Below are 18,041 nucleotides of genomic sequence, written 5' to 3'. Positions count from 1 at the left end.
CCTCAGAGTTATTTCACTTTACTAAGCTGCTGCTTCGTCATTTATCGTCACAATCAAAACTATTTAAGGAGGCAAATCTATGTACGAAATTAAAGAAAAAGAAAAATTATTTATTTACACAGGTCCAGATGGTTCTGGCAGGAAAACCATTGCTAAAATGGTCGCAACAATGTTTGATATGGAGACCATTCTCTCCTATACAACTAGAGCGCCCCGTCATTATGAACAAGATGGTGAAGACTATCATTTTGTTAAACAAGAAACTTTTAATAAAATGATAGAAAATCAAGAATTTCTAGAAAGTGTTGAGATTGATGGATTCTATTACGGTATACGTGAAGAAGATATTATAAAAGCTTTTGAATCACATGCCCTCGTTTATTTGACTTTAAATCCAGAAGGAACAGAAAAATTAAAAAAGATGTATGGGGATCGTGTCATTCGATTTTTTATCTATGCTGATCGAGACACGGTTATTGAAAGGCATAAAGCAAGGGAGGATAAAGAAGAAGATATTAATCGGCATATGGCTCACTATGCTGAAAACATGAGCTATAAGACAAAATGCGAATATGCATTTGAAAATTTTGATTCCCCGCAAGTCTCATTTCAAGTAAGCGAAGTTGTAGAAACAATATTAGATAGGGATATTATTGTTACAGATTATTAACATAAAAAAACTGCTATTCAAATGAATGGCAGTTTTTTTTATACTCTATGATTATTTTACTAACTCTAACTCAACTGGAATAAATTCATCAACTGTTTCGCCGCCAGCCACTTTTAAAGCTGTTGTAACCCCTTGTTGACCAATAATGACAGGCTTTTGAGCAACAGTTGCCGCCATATTCCCACTTTCAACTGCCTTGACCGCATCGTCAGTTGCATCAAAACCAACGACAATCACGTCTTTTAAGCCAGCTGCTTGAAGAGCTTCTAATGCACCTAATGCCATTTCATCGTTATGAGCAAAGACCGCTTGAATATCTTTATTACCTTGTAAAATATTTTCCATTACAGATAAGCCTTTTGCACGGTCAAAATCAGCCGCTTGTTTAGCAACTACTTCAACATCTGCAACTGCGTCTACTGCTTTATGGAAACCTTCACCGCGTTCACGAGCTGCTGATGATCCAGGAATTCCTTCTAATTCAACGACTTTCCCTTTATTTCCTAGCTTTTCTAAAATAAATGCTCCAGCCATTTCCCCTCCGGCTACGTTATCAGAAGCAATATGTGCTACAACTTCTCCGCCTTCAGCGCTGCGGTCTACCGTGATTACAGGAATATTTGCATTGTTAGCTGACTCAATTGCAACGGCAACAGCAGCAGAATCTGTAGGGTTAACTAGCAGCACATCAACACCTTGCTGAATTAAATCCTCGATGTCACTTACTTGTTTAGCAGAATCGTTCTGTGCATCAACTGTAACAATTTCCGCACCTTGTGCTTTTGCTTCCTCTTCTGCCCCTTGTTTTAACGAAACGAAGAATGGATTGTTCAAAGTAGAAACAGAAAGACCAATTTTTACAGTTTCGTCCTTTTTACCGCTAGTATCTTTTTCGCTCTTATCTGATGATCCTGGAGCTTCTGTTGAACAGCCAGCTAATAAAACCATCATTAATGTGATAAACAAAAATCCTTTAAATGCTTTTTTCACTTAATTGACCTCCTAAAATGTATTCAATGAAATAAAATGTTCTTGCGGACAAATTTGCTTTAACATTAGATTATGCCGCTTTCTTTCTGTCTAATAAGACTGCTAGTAGAATGACACCTCCTTTAACTACTTGCTGATAAAAGGAACTTACATTCATCAAATTTAATCCATTATTTAAAACCCCAATAATGAGGGCTCCAACCAAAGTTCCAAAAATCCAGCCTTTCCCGCCAGATAAGCTTGTACCGCCTAATACAACTGCAGCAATTGCATCTAATTCATAGGATGCCCCTGCAGTAGGCTGAGCAGAATTCAAACGAGATGTTAAGATAATTCCTGCTAGTGCAGACAATGTTCCTGTAATGGAATAAATCCAAATTTTAACTTTATCTACGCGAATACCTGATAAAATAGACGCTTCTTCATTTCCTCCAATTGCGTATACCTTACGCCCGAATGTAGTCTTCTTTAAAATGAAGTAAAGGATACAATAAGAAATGAGCATCCAAATAACAGGAACCGGTATCCAGCCTAAGTATCCACGTCCCATTAATTCAAAAAACTGACTATCTGATAAACCTGTAATTGGACGTCCTTCTGTATAAACAAGTGTTAAACCGCGAAAGATTGTCATTGTCGCTAGTGTGGCAATGAAAGGAGCTACTTTTCCTTTTGTAATAATGAAACCATTAATTGCCCCCATTACAGCACCTGCCAGTAAGCCGATAAGGATAGCTAAAATTGGGTCCATTCCACTAGCTAACAAACCTGCAGTAACTGCCGAAGATAGGGCAAGGATAGAACCGACTGATAGATCAATTCCACCTGTTAAAATAACAAAAGTCATTCCGAATGCGATTAAAGCATTGATTGATACTTGACGCAGTACATTAAAGATATTATCCAATGTTAAAAAGCTTGGACTTACGATTGCTAATATGACCGTGATGATGACTAATCCTAATAAAGGTCCTAATTTTTGCAGCTGTTTTGAAAATAAAGCTGAGGACTTCATTTTTTATTTCCCCCTGTCGCGGCTTGCATGATTATTTCTTGGTCAGCCTCGGACTTATTTAATATTGCGGATACTTTCCCTTCGTGAATCACAAGGATTCGATCGCTCATTCCCAAGATTTCTGGAAGTTCGGAAGAAACCATAATAATGGAAACGCCTAATTTTGTTAATTCATTCATGATTTGATAAATTTCTTTTTTTGCTCCAACATCGACACCGCGGGTAGGCTCATCTAATATTAAGATTTTCGGATTAATACCCAGCCATTTCCCAATTACGATTTTTTGCTGATTTCCGCCACTGAGTGATTTTACTAATTGTTCACTGCTGGACGTTTTTACATGTAGCTTTTTAATCATCTCATCTACAAAGCTTGCTTCCTGTTTTGCTGAAATGATATTCTTTTTAGAAATTTTTTTAAGGTTGGTCAGTGAGAAGTTTTCTCTTACGGATAAATCGAGTACTAGCCCTTCACTTTTACGATCTTCCGTAATAAAGCCGATCCCGGCTTTTATCGCATCAAATGGTGATTTGATTTTTATCTCTTTTCCATCAATAAATAGCTTTCCTTCTTGTACCTTCCGATAACCAAAAATTGCTTCCATAATTTCCGTACGGCCAGCGCCCATTAAACCGGCTACACCAAGAATTTCTCCTTGATGGATAGAAAAATCGACGTTTTCAAAGGAGCCCTTACTTGTGAAATTTTCTACTTTTAACCTTTCGGAACCTATAGCTGTATCTCGATCCGGGAAGCGGTCACCAAGCTGCCTGCCAACCATCATTTTGACAATTTCATCAAAGTTTGTTTCTGGAATCGCTTTCACGCCGATGAATTGACCATCCCGTAAAACAGATATTCGATCGCAGATTTGAAATATTTCTTCCATTCGATGTGAAATATATACAATCCCAACCCCTTGTTCTTTAAGGGAATCGATCACTTTAAATAGGGCTTCAATTTCACGATCTGTTAATGCGGCAGTAGGCTCATCCATAATTAGTACTTCCGTATTTGCTGCAACTGCCCGAGCAATCTCTATCATTTGCTGCTGACCGACAGATAATTTGCCAGCCTCAATAGATGGATCAATATCGATCCCTAGACGATTTAAATATTCTTTCGTTTTTTGCTGCATTTCTTTATCTTTTGTTATTCCAAATTTCCCGAATGTCATCTCTTTTCCCAAGAACATATTCTCGGTAACTGTAAGGTAAGGAATGATATTTAGCTCTTGATGAATAACGGCAATTCCTGCCATTTCAGCTTCTTTCGCATTTTTGAAATGTACTTCATTTCCACGAACTGAAACAGTTCCGGCATCTCTTTCATAAATGCCTGTTAAAATTTTCATTAACGTAGATTTACCTGCTCCATTTTCTCCCATTAATGCATGTACTTCACCAGGCATAATTTCAAAATCTACTTTTTCCAAAACGATATTACCGGAGAATGCTTTGGAAATGCCTTTCATCTGAATAATTGATTGGCTGTTCATATTAGAAAATCACTCCTGCATGTAAAATAATGTTTGCATATGGAGTTACTTCACCTGTTCGTATGACTGCTTTTGCTTTTTTCGTTTGTGCTTTAAATTCTTCGTGTGAGATATAATTTAATGGCACATCTTTAAGAATAGAGGTAACCTTCTCATTGATTGGTTTGTTTTGCTCCTTTATTTCTACAGCAAGTGTTGCTTTTTCAACTGCCATATCTTCAAGCAAGGTCTCTAACGTCTCAATGAAACTTGGGTCCCCTTGTCTTAATGCTAAATCGATTCGAATCGTTTCGTCTGGTATAGGAAGACCACAATCAGCAATAACGATCGTATCGGTATGTCCAAGTCGTGATAGAACTTCAGATATATGACTATTTAAGATCCCTAATTTTTTCATTTTCTTTTTTCCCCTCTTTGCTGCAGGAATTCCTCTACCTCCTGGAGGGTCGGCATTCCGCCTTGAGCACCAAATTTTGTTACAGATAGGGCAGCAGTTGCATTAGCGAATCGACATGCTTCTTCAAGCTCATATCCCATACTTAAGCAATAAGCTAGAGCGCCATTAAAGGTATCACCAGCCCCTGTCGTATCTACGACATCCACGCTGAAACTAGGAATTTTAAGTTCATCCTCTTTCAAAATGGAAACGCCTTTTGAACCTTTAGTTACAATGCATTTCTTTATGATTTCTTTTCTTTCTTCATCTGCCCATTCAAAAGAAGTAAGAAGCATTTCTTGTTCATGCTCATTCGGTGTTATATAGTTAACTTTTGAAAGAAGCTCTTTTGATAATGGCTGAATCGGTGCAGGATTTAAAATGATGGTTGCTTTATGTCTTCTTGCGATTTCTACTGTTCTCTCAACAGTTTCTAACGGAATTTCCAATTGGAGCAATACAACATCACTTTCCGCAATTATCTTTTCTAATCCTTCGATATAATCGGGTGTTACATGGTAGTTTGCACCTGGTACAACGATGATATTGTTATCTCCATCATAAAGTGTGATGCTAGCAGTACCGGTTGAAGTTTCTGTAACCGGTTCCACATTTTCCACATTTATTCCTTGTTGTTTCAAATGCTGTTTTAACTCTTTACCAAATATATCATCACCGACACATCCAATTAATGTCACGTCTGCCCCTAATCTTGCAGCTGCAACCGCTTGATTTGCCCCTTTGCCACCAGGTATGGTGTGAAACGCTTTTCCTAAAACCGTTTCACCCATTTTTGGAAGGATATTTGTACTTGTTACAATATCCATATTAATACTGCCGATGACAGTGATTTTCTTTTTTGTCATCATTTTCACCTCAAGACCTTAGTTGATTGACCTATTTTTAAAGATACTTTAAATTCTTGCTGTGCAGGATTTACAGCTTTTCCCTCAATCATATCAAGTAAAAGTTTAGCTGCTGACTCCCCTAATTCATATATAGGCTGTGCCATCGTTGTAATTTCTGGACTTGTAAGTTCACAAAGCTGAATGCCATCAAAACCAATCAATGAAAGATCTTGTGGAATTCTTATTCCCATTTGTGTTGCGGCTTTCAATACACCTAAAGCCATATAATCATTCCCTGCAAAAATCCCATCAATATCACGGTGCTGAGATAGTAGAACCATCGTCGCCTTTGCAGTTTCTAGAACGTTATAATTTCCATTAATAATAAATTCCTCAGTAAACCAAGGCTCATTGGATACCTCACTTAAATAGCCTTTAAATCGTTCGTCTGCGTTAACGACATTGACAGGTCCTCTGACATGGGCAATTTTTTTACATCCAATTGCTTTTAGATATTGTACTGCTTCTTTTGCGCCTTCATAATTGTTGACTGAAACAGATGGAATACTTTGATGAATTGGACGGTCAAGGGATACGATCGGGATGTTATTTTTCTCGATGTAGTTTGGTGCAAGCGTACTTGTGACAATAATGACACCGTCGACATACTTTTGCTTCATGACATCAAAATATTTCTTTTCCTTATCCTCATGTTCGTCTGAATTACAAAGGATTAATGTATAGTCATTGTTATTTAAAACATCTTCTATCGCTCTTGCTATTTCTGGGAAAAATGGGTTCTTTATATCAGGCACGATGAGAGCAATTGTTTTAGATTGTTTTTTAAAAAGGCTCCTAGCTACCGCATTCGGTTTATAGTCTAATTTCTCTATGGCCTTTAAAACTTTTTTTCTCGTATCCTCATTTACATAGCCATTATTATTTAACACCCTTGAAACTGTAGCAACAGATACACTCGCTTCATTTGCTACATCTTTAATTGTGCTCACATCATACCTTCTTTCTGTAACCGGTTACACATAGATATAAAAAAATATTTTTCTATAAATTATTAAGAAAAACTTAGTATTTGTAAATTTTTGAATGATTAATAGTTACTAATAGGTAATCGCTTTCAAATATATTGAAAAAACTTTTACCTCAAATGATTCTCTTTAGGTAACTTTAATTGAATTTTAATTGCTTAAAATGTATTTGTCAATAGACTAATAGAGGAATATAGAATGATAATTGCTTTGGTTCTCATTCTGTAATCTAAATTAACCTTCATTCACCCATTCAATCATTTGGAATATGATAGTTAAAAATGTTTAAAGGATGGAGTAGTATGCCGATTTCGTTTCCTGTAAGTATAAGAACAGAAAAGATAAGTGGCGGCAAGGATAAAAATATTTATTATCCTCAAGTGTATAAAATGAAGAATGTACGTTTAGAACAAAATATCAACCGAAAAATTGTCCATCAGACCCAACAGCTTGTAAATGAATTAGTTGGCGGAGATCCAGCATCGGTAGTTGAAATAATCGGTTCTTATGAAATAAAAAATAATCAGCGTGAAGTACTTAGCTTAGCACTTTCAAATTATACGTACCATTATCATGCAGCACATGGAATGACGATTATTAAATCTTTAACATTCGATTTAAAGGAAGGAAAGCATTGTGAACTTAAGGATTTATTCAAGCCAGGCAGTGATTATGTTAAAAGGCTATCTATGCAAATACAAAAACAAATTAAACAGCGAAATATCCAGCTTCTCAATCCATTTACAGAAATAAAACCAAATCAAGACTTTTATATTGCCGATAAAACAATTGTCATTTATTTTCAGCTTTATGAAATAACGCCTTATGTATTTGGTTTCCCTATGTTTCCTATTTCCGTTTATGATCTGCTGGATATCATTGATGAAAATGGTCCGCTGGGAAGGATGGCAGAGAATAATTAAGTGAATAGGTTACAGTCTTTATTAATCATTCAGCCATTCCTTATTCACAGCATTTTGGGGAATATCTCCAGTTAACGCTCGAAGAAGATTTTCTGCAGCAACTTCTGCCATTTTCATACGCGTACCAATGCTGGCACTTCCTATGTGGGGGAGTGTCACTACGTTTGGCAATGTAAGCAGTGGATGATCTAAAGGGACAGGCTCCTGTTCAAAAACGTCAAGACCTGCAGCCCAAATTACTCCATCAGCAAGCGCTTGATAGAGGTCATTTTCGTTCACTATCCCTCCGCGAGCAGTGTTTATTAAAATGGCAGTATCCTTCATTAATTGGAAATGCTCCTTTCGAATCATATTATATGTTTCTGGTGTATAAGGAGTCATGATACAAACAAAGTCAGATTTTTTTAATAAGTCCTCTAATGATACATACTGTAATCCTAATTCTCCCTCAGCTTGAAGGTTTCTGTTTCGATTACGATACAGAATATTCATATTGAATCCTTTCGCTCTTCTTGCGAGTGCTTCACCAATTCTTCCTAAACCAATAATTCCAATTGTAGAATTATATATATCTTGCCCGGTAAGCTGCATGGGAGACCAAGTCTTCCATTTTCCCTCTCGCATATAGGAAGACGCTTCTGGAATCCTTCTTGCAGTAGCCATTAAGAGTGCAAATGTCAGGTCAGCAGTAGTCTCTGTTAACACTCCTGGCGTATTAGTAACAATAATCCCTTTTTTGGTGGCTGCATTAATATCAATATTGTTATAGCCTACTGCCATATTGCTGATTACTTTTAGCTTTTTTGCTTTGCTTATTAATTCTTCATTAATGTTTTCGGTTAATAAGCAGAATAATCCGTCTATTTCAGTGATTTTTTCTTCTAATATTTCGCGGGGAACTGGCGTATCTTCATGCTCCCAAATAGATACTTCACAACTTTTCTCTAGCTGATCTATGATAGGAACAGGTATTTTTCTAGTTATAAATATTTTTGGTTTCGACATGGTTCCTCCCTGCTAGTTTAATTTGACATCCTTTAGTAATCGCATAATTAACTCCGTTCGCTCGATTGTCCACTTTGAAGAATTTATTATTGCTGTTTCAAGTGAACATGGACCTGGTACAATTGAAAAGGCACTGCTAATTCCTAGTTCGTTTATTTCATATTTATCTAGAAGGAAGCTTCCACAGAGAGCAATTACCGGGATATGCTGCTTCTTTGCTATTTTACTAACCCCTGTGATTACTTTTCCAGAGAGTGTCTGACTATCAAGGTTTCCCTCACCTGTAATGATGAGATTTGCCCCTTTTATCTTCTCTTCAAATTGAATTGCACCCATAACAACTTCTATTCCAGATCGGATCGTAGTCTGGAAAAAGGCAGCTAAGGCTGCACCTATTCCGCCAGCTGCTCCCCCGCCAACAATCTTGCAGAGATCCATATGTTTTTGCTTCTGAACAATTTTACTATAATGAAATAATGCTTGATCCAGTTTAATAACGTCACGGGCAGTAGCACCCTTTTGCGGACCAAAAATGATTGAAGCTCCATTTGGACCACATAATGGATTTGTTACATCACTTGCAATTAAAAAGGACGACTCTCTTATTCGCGGATCTAAAGCTGAATCATCTATAAATGCTAAGTTTATTAAAGCTGCCCCGCCATCAGCTAGTTCATATCCATCATTTGAGTAAAATCTCACCCCTAATGCTTTCAGCAGCCCGGTACCTCCATCATTTGTTGCACTTCCGCCAAGTCCAATAATAAACTTGCGATAATTTCGATCCAGTGCATGCTTGATTAGTTCACCTGTTCCATAACTAGTTGTCAGCAATGGATTTCTATCCTCTTTCGATAAGAGTGTAAGACCGGAAGCTTGAGCCATTTCAATAACCGCAGTTTCTTGATCCCCTAATAAACCGATAGTTGCCAATACCGGTTTCCCAATTGGCCCCTTAACTTCAAAGTCTATGAAGGAACCTCCAGAAGAATAGACGAGATTCTCCATTGTCCCTTCTCCGCCGTCAGCTAAAGGAATCTCAATTACTTCAGCCTTTGGGAAAACATGATGCACACCAGTCTTCACAGATGTACAAACTTCACGGGCGGAGATGGCTCCTTTAAAAGAATCAGGTGCAACGACAATTTTCACTGAAGCACCTCCATTATTAATCTCAGACATTTAATCTCTATGCATTTAATATACCATAAACTAGTAATTTAATACCCCTTTAAAAAATCAACTTGATTATGCAATTTTTCGTTCCTTTCAATTTTATATAATGTGTCCATAAAGTATGAAACGGCTTCATTTAGATCTGTAACTGCTGAAATATGCGGGGTGATAATAATATCTTCTCTTAACCATAATTCTGAGTCCTCGGGAAGAGGTTCATTAGTAAGTACGTCTAATACAGCACACCTTATTTTACCTATATTTAATCCTTCAATCAGTGCTACTTCATCAACGGTCGCTCCCCTGCCGACATTGATAAAAGCAGCCCCATTAAAGTTGTTAAATAATTCGTCATCAAAAAGTTTATATGTTTCCTTTGTTGAAGGCAGTGTGCTTATAACCCAATCTGCAAGTGTTAGTAAAGGACCCGCATAAGCAGGTTTTTCGACCTCTTTGAAAAAATCCTTTTGCTTTCCACTTTGAGATACGCCATATACGGTCGCACCAAAATGATGAAATGTCTTTGCAACTGCTTGTCCAATTTCTCCTGTGCCAAAAATAACAATGGTTAGTTCCTTCACCATTTTTGGCGTTTTAGGAACCCACTCCTTTTGATCTTGTTTTTCCTTAAAATACTTATGGAACTGGAGATCTCTTAATACATAGCTCAAGCAATACTCACTAATTCTTTCACCAAAAGAACAAATGGTACGAGTAAGAAGGGTAGTCTCCTTCCATCCTTCCACCTCTAAAAAGTTATTTACACCTGCATTAAAGGAATGAACCCATTTCAAATTTGAAGGATTGAAGTTAGGACACGGTTTAGACCCAACATATGCATCTGCCCATGTTAAGTCATCTAATGTTATATCATCAACAGGAATAAATCGGAAGTTTTGAGATTTTTTATTAAAAATTCGTTCTTGAAAAAATTTTTCATATTTTCCAGCCACAAGTATATTTTTAATATGCATTAGATTTCCTCCAGATTATTATGAGCGAACTAAGGCACAACAAGCAGATTTATCCTGCCAGTTGTGCCTTAGTATTAACTATTGTAACAATTTACCGCAAAAAATACTGCATTACGTTTAGATAATCCCTCCCTTTCCCATTGAACAGAATCGATAAAATGTATATTAATGGTCTGGGGGATTGTCTGTTTTAATTTTTAAATTTAAATATCCATCAGTATAGGAACAATCATTGGCTCCTTTCTCGTATGTTCTTTTACATACTGTGCTATAGACTTTTTTATCTGTTTTTTCATGACATTCCATGAATATCTATTTGCTTCATGCAGCTCATTGATTGTTTCTAGAGCAATTCGTTTCATTCCTGTTCGGAGTTCAGAGAAATTCTGATCAACAAAACCTCGAGAAATAAATTCCGGTTCGGACAGCAGTTTTTCTTCCTGTTTATTCATCGGAATAATAATTATGAGCATTCCTTCCTCTGAAATTTGTTTACGATCACGTAAAACAAACTCCATCTTCCCTACATCCACTCCGTCAACATATGTGTTCCCGCTCGGGATGGTTCTCGTACTGCGGGCAACAGAATCTTCTATATCAACAACATCGCCATTTCTAAGGATAAATGTATGGTCTTCTTCTACACCTACAGATTCTGCAAGCATCCTGTGATGATGCAGCATTCGATATTCTCCATGAATAGGGATAAAGTACTTCGGCTTCATAAGGGTTAGCATAAGCCTCAAATCTTCTTGATACCCATGACCTGAAACATGTATTCCTGAACTGCTTCCAGATCCATAAATAACATGCGCACCTAGTTTATATAAGTTGTCAACAATACTGCTCACATTTCTTTCATTGCCAGGGATTGGACCTGCAGCAATGATAACCGTATCTTCTGATAATATCTCAACATTACGGAAGTTTCCCGTGGACAGACGGCTCAGGGCTGCCATCGCCTCTCCTTGGCTACCAGTGCATAAAATAGTTACCATTTCTGGAGGCAAATCATTAATTTCATGAGCTTCAATTATCATGTCTTTAGGAATGTTTAAGTAGCCTCGTTCTATCGCAACACCTACCACGTTCACCATCGACCGGCCGAGTAATGCTAGTTTCCTCTTCGTTTTATCCGCAGCATTGACAACCTGCTGAATTCGGCTAACATTTGAAGCAAAAGTAGATACAATCACCTTTCGTCTCGCCCTAATAAATATCTGTTCCAAATTTTTACCTACCATTTGTTCGGAAGGAGTATAGCCTTGGCGTTCAGCATTTGTGCTTTCCGACAAAAGGAGGAGCACCCCTTTGTTCCCGATATTAGCCATTTTATGAATTTCTGGTCGCTCATTATTCTCAGGTGTCCAATCAAATTTGAAATCCCCAGTATGTACAACTGTTCCATCTGGAGTATTGAACACAATCCCTAAACAATCCGGAATACTATGATTCACTTTAAAAAAGCTAATACTCATCTCACCGATTTGTACAATAGACTCTGAATGAATCTCTACCAGCTGGCTTTCTCGTAAGAAACGATGTTCCCTTAATTTGAGTTCGATTAATCCCAGTGTGAATCGGGTTGCATATACAGGTACATTTACTTCTTTCAAAAAGAAAGGGACTCCTCCAATATGATCCTCATGGCCATGTGTAACAATTAAGCCACGTACTCTTTCTTTATTTTCGATAATATAAGAAAAATCGGGGATAATTAAATCAATCCCTAATAAACTTTCATCAGGAAACATATTTCCACAATCGATAATTATAATATCATTTCCATATTCAATGGCGTACATATTTTTTCCGATTTCATTTAAGCCGCCAAGGGAAAAAACAGATATTACTTTCCCTTTTGTTCCCATATTAACTCCTCCTAGTATTCATGTGGATTAGTCTATGCTTGATTATTGATTTTAGCTGAGTGAATAGTTAGTCATTGTAAAAGTTATGTAAAAGGCTATGGGAAAGGTTCTTTTATTTACAAGAATAAGTGACCCGTCCCCATGTTTTAGTGAATAGGGTTACTAATTGATTGAGCGAGTGCAGAATGTCTGCGTATGGCAGCAACAAATTCAACAATAAAGTAAAATAATATAATTGGCCAAAGGAAATTCCATATCGCACCAATACCTTCGTAGGAAATAAGAACGAAAGGATGGATTATTTTTATGCATAAGAGTGATAAGATACCCCAGTATGCTGAAAAGAGAAGACAAATATGTCCATGAAGCTGCAGTGGATTGCTTGAATAATCCCACCATTGCCGATTAAAAAATCTTTGAAGCAGCATCCCACTTACATATTCAACAAGAGTTGGGATTATGAAGCATAGAAGAATGACAATCATCCAATTTCTTTCAGGTGTGATAAGATAGACCAATAACAATGGCGCAAATCCATACATCGGTTTAAAGGGACCAACGAAAAAATTGGGTTTGAAAAATTTGCGGTTAGTGATGAGATTATAGCAATTCTCCAATAGCCATCCTAAAAGTGAATAAATAGAAAAAAAGTAAATAGCCATACCAGCTTCTTTTATGAGCATCGTACTAGTCATTTTAAGTGTAACCTCCATTTTCATCATACTCACTATAGGTTTTGCAGATTAATTAACAGGTATTCAAATATTTAGTACTTCTACTTTTATTTAGCAGCATAAAAAAACCTAGTACAAAAAATGTACTAGGTTTTCTACTAAGATAAGATTCGTTTTTCCCCGTTGATTGCTTGAATCGGGTCAATATTTTGTGTGAATTCGAGTGTACCTACATATTCCCCGTTTTCATCCCGAACAGCGAAGTAACGAATGTAGACATATTTATCGCGGAACTTAATATAGAAATCTTCATGTTCCTTTCTGCCGGATTTAAAGTCAGCTAATAGCTCTTCTACTACATGAACACTTCTTGGCGGATGGCAGTTTTGGACGGTTCGCCCGATGACTGCTTTTGTTCGTGCAAAGATTCTTTCTTTTCCATGTGAGAAGTAGCGGACTACATCATCCTGATCAATGAATGTAATATCAACAGGCAGATGATTTAAAAGCAGCTCCAGCTGTTTTAAGGATAATAATCCTGTTTCCATTTTTATATATCCATCAGAAATGGTCTTTTCACTAATTTCATTTCTTTCAGGCTTCCACTCTCCAGCAGGCCCGGTCAAACAAAAGCCAATTTCATCACTTTCACGGGCAATTTTTACCCATTCATCCTCTGTTAAGTTTTGCAGGGCCATCGGGAACAGAATATTTTCTTCCCGATAAATCATATTAACAACTTCTTGGATAATAAAGCTGACAATTCCTGCAACAGCTTGCTTATCCCCATCATAATTTGTTAATTTTTGCTTCGCTTCCTTAATAGAGTCCCGGATAAAATCATCAATTCTCCACATATTGTTGGTCGGCCCGTAAATACCGTACTTTTCTAAATAAGGGAAGATTAGATTTTCCTTTCGGCTGTAGTGCTTATCAATATCAAGTAAAAGATTGCAATCCTCTAGTAATTGATAGACATTTTCTTCAGAATCGTCACGGATAAATTGTTCAAAATGTGTTTGAACCTTCGTTTTTATCAGTTTATCAATTTCTTTGTTTTCCAAAATAAATGTATGAACTGGATGACCAGGCTCATCCTCTGGATGCTTGCTTCGCGGAGTTTCTTTAATAGAATCTCTAAAAATCTCTGTATGCAAGGAATATAACCGCTGAATTTCTTCTACCGGCAAATCATTGTCAAGCATTTCTTCATGTTTAAGCTGAGAGATTTCTTCGACAGTCACCTTTCCGATAAAGGCATCGAAGTGTGCTTTCACTTCCTTAATATTTTTTCCATTGTAAAGGTCTTTAAATATTTGTCTTAAGATGGTCAGGCGTTCTGTATGGTTAGTGGATTGTTGTTCACGGTTATTAATGAATTCACTCATTAAGATTCTCCTTCGCTTCATGGCATTTTAAATACAAGTGATAATGTTTCTCATGAATAAAATACCATTAATCTAATTAAAGGATTGTGATTCATATCATGGTGATGAAAAATATCTATTATTAGTTGCCTTTAAGTAAGCGTTAGGATGAAACTTTTCTAGTATAGATTCGTATTAATTGTAGAAGAACGAAATTAATTACGAGGAGAATCACAATGAAAAAACTAAATTTATTAATTGCTGTACTCGTATCACTATTAGTAAGTGGCTGTTCTTTCTTAGGGGAAGTTAATGATTCCTTAGAATATGCAAATAAAGCAACAGAACATATAAACACATTAAGCAATTTTGCTGAAACGGCACCGCAGATGATTCAAGAAGCGGCTGCAAATGGAGAAGCGAAAGTGGAACTAGAAAATCAAATAAATACTCTCATAGAAAAAATGGAAAATTTTAATGCTATTGATCCTCCAACGATTGCTGAGGATATCCACCAACAGCTTGTTGAAAAGAACGAGATAATTATTAAGGAAATGAATCAAGTAATGGGTGACGGTGAAATATTATTAGATCAAATTGAATCCACCGAGATATTTACAACGATCAATGAAATTACTGCATTATTAAATCAGTTGAAAGAATTAGGTTTGTAAGCGAGCTTCACCAAATGGTGAAGCTCGTTTTTTGACCTTTTATAAACAGTGCATTTCCTTTTCCGCTACATCCCATGGGACTGAATAGCCTTGTCCCTTTGAACAAAAAATGGAGGAAGAAGTGTATGCTGGATCGGCATTTTTATCATAACTAACTGTTTCAATTACTTCTTTTTCATTATGACAGCGATCGTAGCCTGCAAATACAAGGCTTATGGATCCTTTTCCTTGTGTAAAAGCTGCAAGCTGCGTACTGTATCCCATGAAGGTTGATACTGGTACCGTTCCTGATAAGATTGCTTTTTTTCCTTCCGTTATAGGCGGATTGAATTTGCCAAAGGCAGTTTGAATATCGGCTAATACACGGCCCATCTGTTCGATATCAACTTTGATCTTAAACTCGTATATGGGTTCCAGTAAAATATTTGAAGCTTTTTCTAGTCCCTGCCGTAATGCTCGATAAGCAGCCTCGCGAAAATCACCGCCAGATGTATGTTTATTATGGGCACGGCCAGTTAACAAAGTAATTTTCACATCAGTGAGAGGGGATCCTGTTAAAAGACCATTATGTTCCCTTTCAAATAAATGCTGTTCAATTAAATTTTGATTTCCAACAGTCAAATCGTCCGTATGACAAGCATTTAGGAAAGTGATTCCGCTATTTCTTTCACCAGGTTCTAGTTTCAGATGAACTTCTGCATAATGCCCCAAAGGTTCAAAATGTCCGTATCCAACAACAGTCGAATGGATTGTTTCTCTATATAGAATTTCAGGTTCTGCAAATGAAATTTTCAACTGAAATCGTTCCAAAACAACTTGTTCTAATACCTCAAGCTGGATTGTGCCCATGACATGGATATGTATCTGCTGCATATTTTCTTCCCAAATGACATTTAATGAAGGGTCCTCAGCATCCAAAATTTTGAAGAACCTCAATGCTTCTTTTATATTTACAGATGGTTCAAAAAGTACTTTCGATTTTAAGGCTGGCACCATTTCAAAACCAACGCTCTCGTTCATTTCACCAATGTAACTTCCTACAGTTATCATCGTTAAGCCAGAGACAGCAAAAAGTTCGCCAGCCTTAACATGATTAACTGTTTTATATTTACTCCCGCTATATACACGAATTTGAGTGATTTTCTCTGAAATCTCATTCTGGCCATTCCAGTAGCTTATCTCGTCTCGTACTTTTATACTGCCGCTTAACGCTTTTATAAAAGAGATGCATGCTCCGTTCTCATCATGACGAATTTTATAAACACGGCCAGTAAAAGCTTCATCAGATTCAAATGAAGTTACTGTCAATTGATCAAATGCAGCCAGGAAATGTTCAATTCCGATATCCTGAAGCGCTGATCCGCTCGAACAGAGGAAAGCTTGATTATGATTTATCATTTCTTGCAGCGATTTAAGCCATAAATCCTTTTGATAGCCACTTTCCATGTACTGTTCTAAAAGATGCTCGTTACGCTCTGCTACAAATTCAATGAGTCCTTCATCCATCTCACCATCACGAAAGGAGTCTGTTATCTCATAAATATCCCTTGTTAAGTTTAGCCTAATATCCTCGAGTACTGCTTCAACATCTGCCCCTACGCGATCTGTCTTGTTGATAAAGAAAAATGTAGGAACTTGATATTTTCTTAAGAGCATCCAAACGGTTTCAGTATGTCCTTCAATTCCTTCCACCGCGCTTATAATAATAATGGCGTAATCCATCACTTGAATGGCTCTCTCCATTTCAGGAGAGAAATCGACATGACCAGGTGTGTCAATTAAATAATAAATAGAATGATTATAGCTGAAGCTGGCTTGATCTGCAAAAACAGTAATTCCACGCTGTCGTTCAATTTCATGGCTATCTAGAAAGGTATCCCTATGATCGACTCTACCTCTTTGTTTAATACTTTTCGTATGATAAAGCAGCTGCTCGGAAAAAGTTGTTTTTCCGGCATCCACATGTGCTAGTATTCCAATCGTTTTGTTCATTATATATCCTTTCTTCTCAGGAATCAGTCAAGTCCTGAATTTTGTGTAAAAAGTGTCAACAATATACTTCGACATAATCAAAACTATAATAAGTGGACTACACTATTTCGAATTTACATTGAGGGGCGGGCATGATAGCCTGGAGGGCAAGCCAGGGGTTGTTAAACTCCTGGCTTCCTGGCTTTACATCATGCCCGCGGAGGCTCAATGTCAATTCGAAATTAGGCCGTCCAACATACCTAAAACAACTTATCATCTAATTTCTTTGGTATGGAGTATTCCCTACCTTTATTTTTTTGTTTGCTTGTTGTTCTGCAATATCCATTAAAAGTGCCCCTATTAATCTAAACGCTGACTGTGTATTGGGAAAAATCCTTATAACTTGTTCCCTTCTCCTAACCTCTTGATTTAATCGTTCCAATGAATTTGTACAGTGAATATAAAGGTGATATTTCGAAGGTTCGTTTAAGTATTGAATGGCATCTTCGAAGCCATCTTCTAACGTCGATATTGCCTTATCTAGTTTTGGATTTTCTGCAAAATGCTTCACAAATTCCTCTTTAAATTCTCTAGCATCCTCAATTGTTACAGCGTCAAATATTCTCTTTAAGCCAATTTTTACGTCATCCATGTCTTTTTTTGGCAAATGATTAAAGATATTACGTTTAAAATGCACGGAGCAGCGTTGCCAAGTAGTCCCCACAAATTCTTCGGTAATAGCCTTTTTTAAGCCCTTATGTGCGTCAGATATGATTAGTTTAGGTGATTGAAGACCACGAGATTGTAAGTACTGAAAAAATCTTTGCCAAGCCTCATAGCTCTCAGCGTGATCTACTTTTAAACCCAGGATTTCTCGACCATTTTGTTCATTAATGGCGGTT

Annotated in this window: 17 protein-coding genes; 3 read left to right on the top strand and 14 right to left on the bottom strand. The window is 37.0% G+C overall.

From position 1 onward, the window contains the following. Positions 1-79: 79 nt before the first annotated feature. On the top strand, positions 80-670 hold the full coding sequence (locus C1726_RS24355) for a guanylate kinase (RefSeq protein ID WP_102275520.1): 591 nt from the start codon (positions 80-82) through the stop codon (positions 668-670). A 51-nt stretch (positions 671-721) separates the two neighbouring features. Here the strand turns inward: C1726_RS24355 and rbsB are convergent, their stop codons facing one another. The 6 genes from rbsB to C1726_RS24325 all read right to left on the bottom strand — a co-directional run bounded on the left by rbsB (position 722) and on the right by C1726_RS24325 (position 6,468). Further along, positions 722-1,621: a ribose ABC transporter substrate-binding protein RbsB gene (gene rbsB, locus C1726_RS24350; protein WP_102275927.1), complete on the bottom strand. Its 900-nt coding sequence runs from the start codon at positions 1,619-1,621 to the stop codon at positions 722-724. A 109-nt stretch (positions 1,622-1,730) separates the two neighbouring features. Beyond that, entirely contained in the window at positions 1,731-2,675 is a 945-nt protein-coding gene (locus C1726_RS24345) for an ABC transporter permease (RefSeq protein ID WP_102275519.1), read from the bottom strand. After that, positions 2,672-4,174 (bottom strand): sugar ABC transporter ATP-binding protein, encoded by a 1,503-nt coding sequence (locus tag C1726_RS24340; protein ID WP_102275518.1) that lies wholly within the window; start codon positions 4,172-4,174, stop codon positions 2,672-2,674. The genes C1726_RS24345 and C1726_RS24340 overlap by 4 nt, the downstream gene beginning before the upstream one ends. Before the next feature lies 1 nt (position 4,175). Then, positions 4,176-4,571, bottom strand: coding sequence for a D-ribose pyranase (rbsD, locus tag C1726_RS24335; protein ID WP_102275517.1), 396 nt, complete (start codon positions 4,569-4,571; stop codon positions 4,176-4,178). Then, entirely contained in the window at positions 4,568-5,476 is a 909-nt protein-coding gene (gene rbsK / locus C1726_RS24330; protein WP_102275926.1) for a ribokinase, read from the bottom strand. The genes rbsD and rbsK overlap by 4 nt, the downstream gene beginning before the upstream one ends. 5 nt (positions 5,477-5,481) lie before the next feature. Then, positions 5,482-6,468 (bottom strand): LacI family DNA-binding transcriptional regulator, encoded by a 987-nt coding sequence (locus tag C1726_RS24325; protein WP_102275516.1) that lies wholly within the window; start codon positions 6,466-6,468, stop codon positions 5,482-5,484. A 338-nt stretch (positions 6,469-6,806) separates the two neighbouring features. Here C1726_RS24325 and C1726_RS24320 point away from each other — a divergent pair, with 338 nt between their 5' ends. Then, positions 6,807-7,427 carry a DUF3298 and DUF4163 domain-containing protein gene (locus C1726_RS24320; protein WP_102275515.1) on the top strand — a complete coding sequence of 207 codons (621 nt, stop codon included), beginning with the start codon at positions 6,807-6,809 and terminating at the stop codon, positions 7,425-7,427. 21 nt (positions 7,428-7,448) lie between these two features. Here the strand turns inward: C1726_RS24320 and C1726_RS24315 are convergent, their stop codons facing one another. The 6 genes from C1726_RS24315 to C1726_RS24290 all read right to left on the bottom strand — a co-directional run bounded on the left by C1726_RS24315 (position 7,449) and on the right by C1726_RS24290 (position 14,515). Further along, positions 7,449-8,432 carry a 2-hydroxyacid dehydrogenase gene (locus C1726_RS24315; RefSeq protein ID WP_102275514.1) on the bottom strand — a complete coding sequence of 328 codons (984 nt, stop codon included), beginning with the start codon at positions 8,430-8,432 and terminating at the stop codon, positions 7,449-7,451. A gap of 12 nt (positions 8,433-8,444) precedes the next feature. Then, a complete protein-coding gene (locus tag C1726_RS24310) occupies positions 8,445-9,584 on the bottom strand; it encodes a glycerate kinase (RefSeq protein ID WP_102275513.1) in 1,140 nt (379 codons plus the stop codon). Positions 9,585-9,652: 68 nt separating this feature from the next. Then, the gene (locus tag C1726_RS24305; RefSeq protein ID WP_102275512.1) at positions 9,653-10,582 is read right to left on the bottom strand and encodes a D-2-hydroxyacid dehydrogenase; all 930 of its coding nucleotides are present in this window, start codon (positions 10,580-10,582) and stop codon (positions 9,653-9,655) included. Between the two features lie 203 nt (positions 10,583-10,785). After that, a complete protein-coding gene (locus C1726_RS24300) occupies positions 10,786-12,453 on the bottom strand; it encodes a ribonuclease J (protein ID WP_102275511.1) in 1,668 nt (555 codons plus the stop codon). Between the two features lie 146 nt (positions 12,454-12,599). Then, complete coding sequence (locus C1726_RS24295; RefSeq protein WP_235822839.1) at positions 12,600-13,148, bottom strand: putative ABC transporter permease; 549 nt, start codon at positions 13,146-13,148, stop codon at positions 12,600-12,602. A gap of 137 nt (positions 13,149-13,285) precedes the next feature. Then, positions 13,286-14,515, bottom strand: coding sequence for a DUF438 domain-containing protein (locus C1726_RS24290; RefSeq protein ID WP_102275509.1), 1,230 nt, complete (start codon positions 14,513-14,515; stop codon positions 13,286-13,288). Between the two features lie 215 nt (positions 14,516-14,730). Between C1726_RS24290 and C1726_RS24285 the strand changes: the two genes are divergently transcribed. Further along, the gene (locus tag C1726_RS24285; protein WP_102275508.1) at positions 14,731-15,168 is read left to right on the top strand and encodes a DUF6376 family protein; all 438 of its coding nucleotides are present in this window, start codon (positions 14,731-14,733) and stop codon (positions 15,166-15,168) included. Between the two features lie 39 nt (positions 15,169-15,207). Here the strand turns inward: C1726_RS24285 and C1726_RS24280 are convergent, their stop codons facing one another. Both C1726_RS24280 and C1726_RS24275 read right to left on the bottom strand, forming a co-directional pair. Then, a complete protein-coding gene (locus C1726_RS24280) occupies positions 15,208-17,160 on the bottom strand; it encodes a GTP-binding protein (protein WP_102275507.1) in 1,953 nt (650 codons plus the stop codon). 256 nt (positions 17,161-17,416) lie between these two features. Next, on the bottom strand, positions 17,417-18,041 hold a 625-nt coding region (locus tag C1726_RS24275), incomplete at its 5' end, for an IS256 family transposase (RefSeq protein WP_180968101.1).

It is taken from the genome of Cytobacillus massiliigabonensis, assembly GCF_900199725.1.
GTDB lineage: Bacteria > Bacillota > Bacilli > Bacillales > Cytobacillaceae > Cytobacillus > Cytobacillus massiliigabonensis.
The sequence above is the reverse complement of the archived record's forward strand: the minus strand, read 5'-3'. Positions and strand labels throughout refer to the sequence as shown.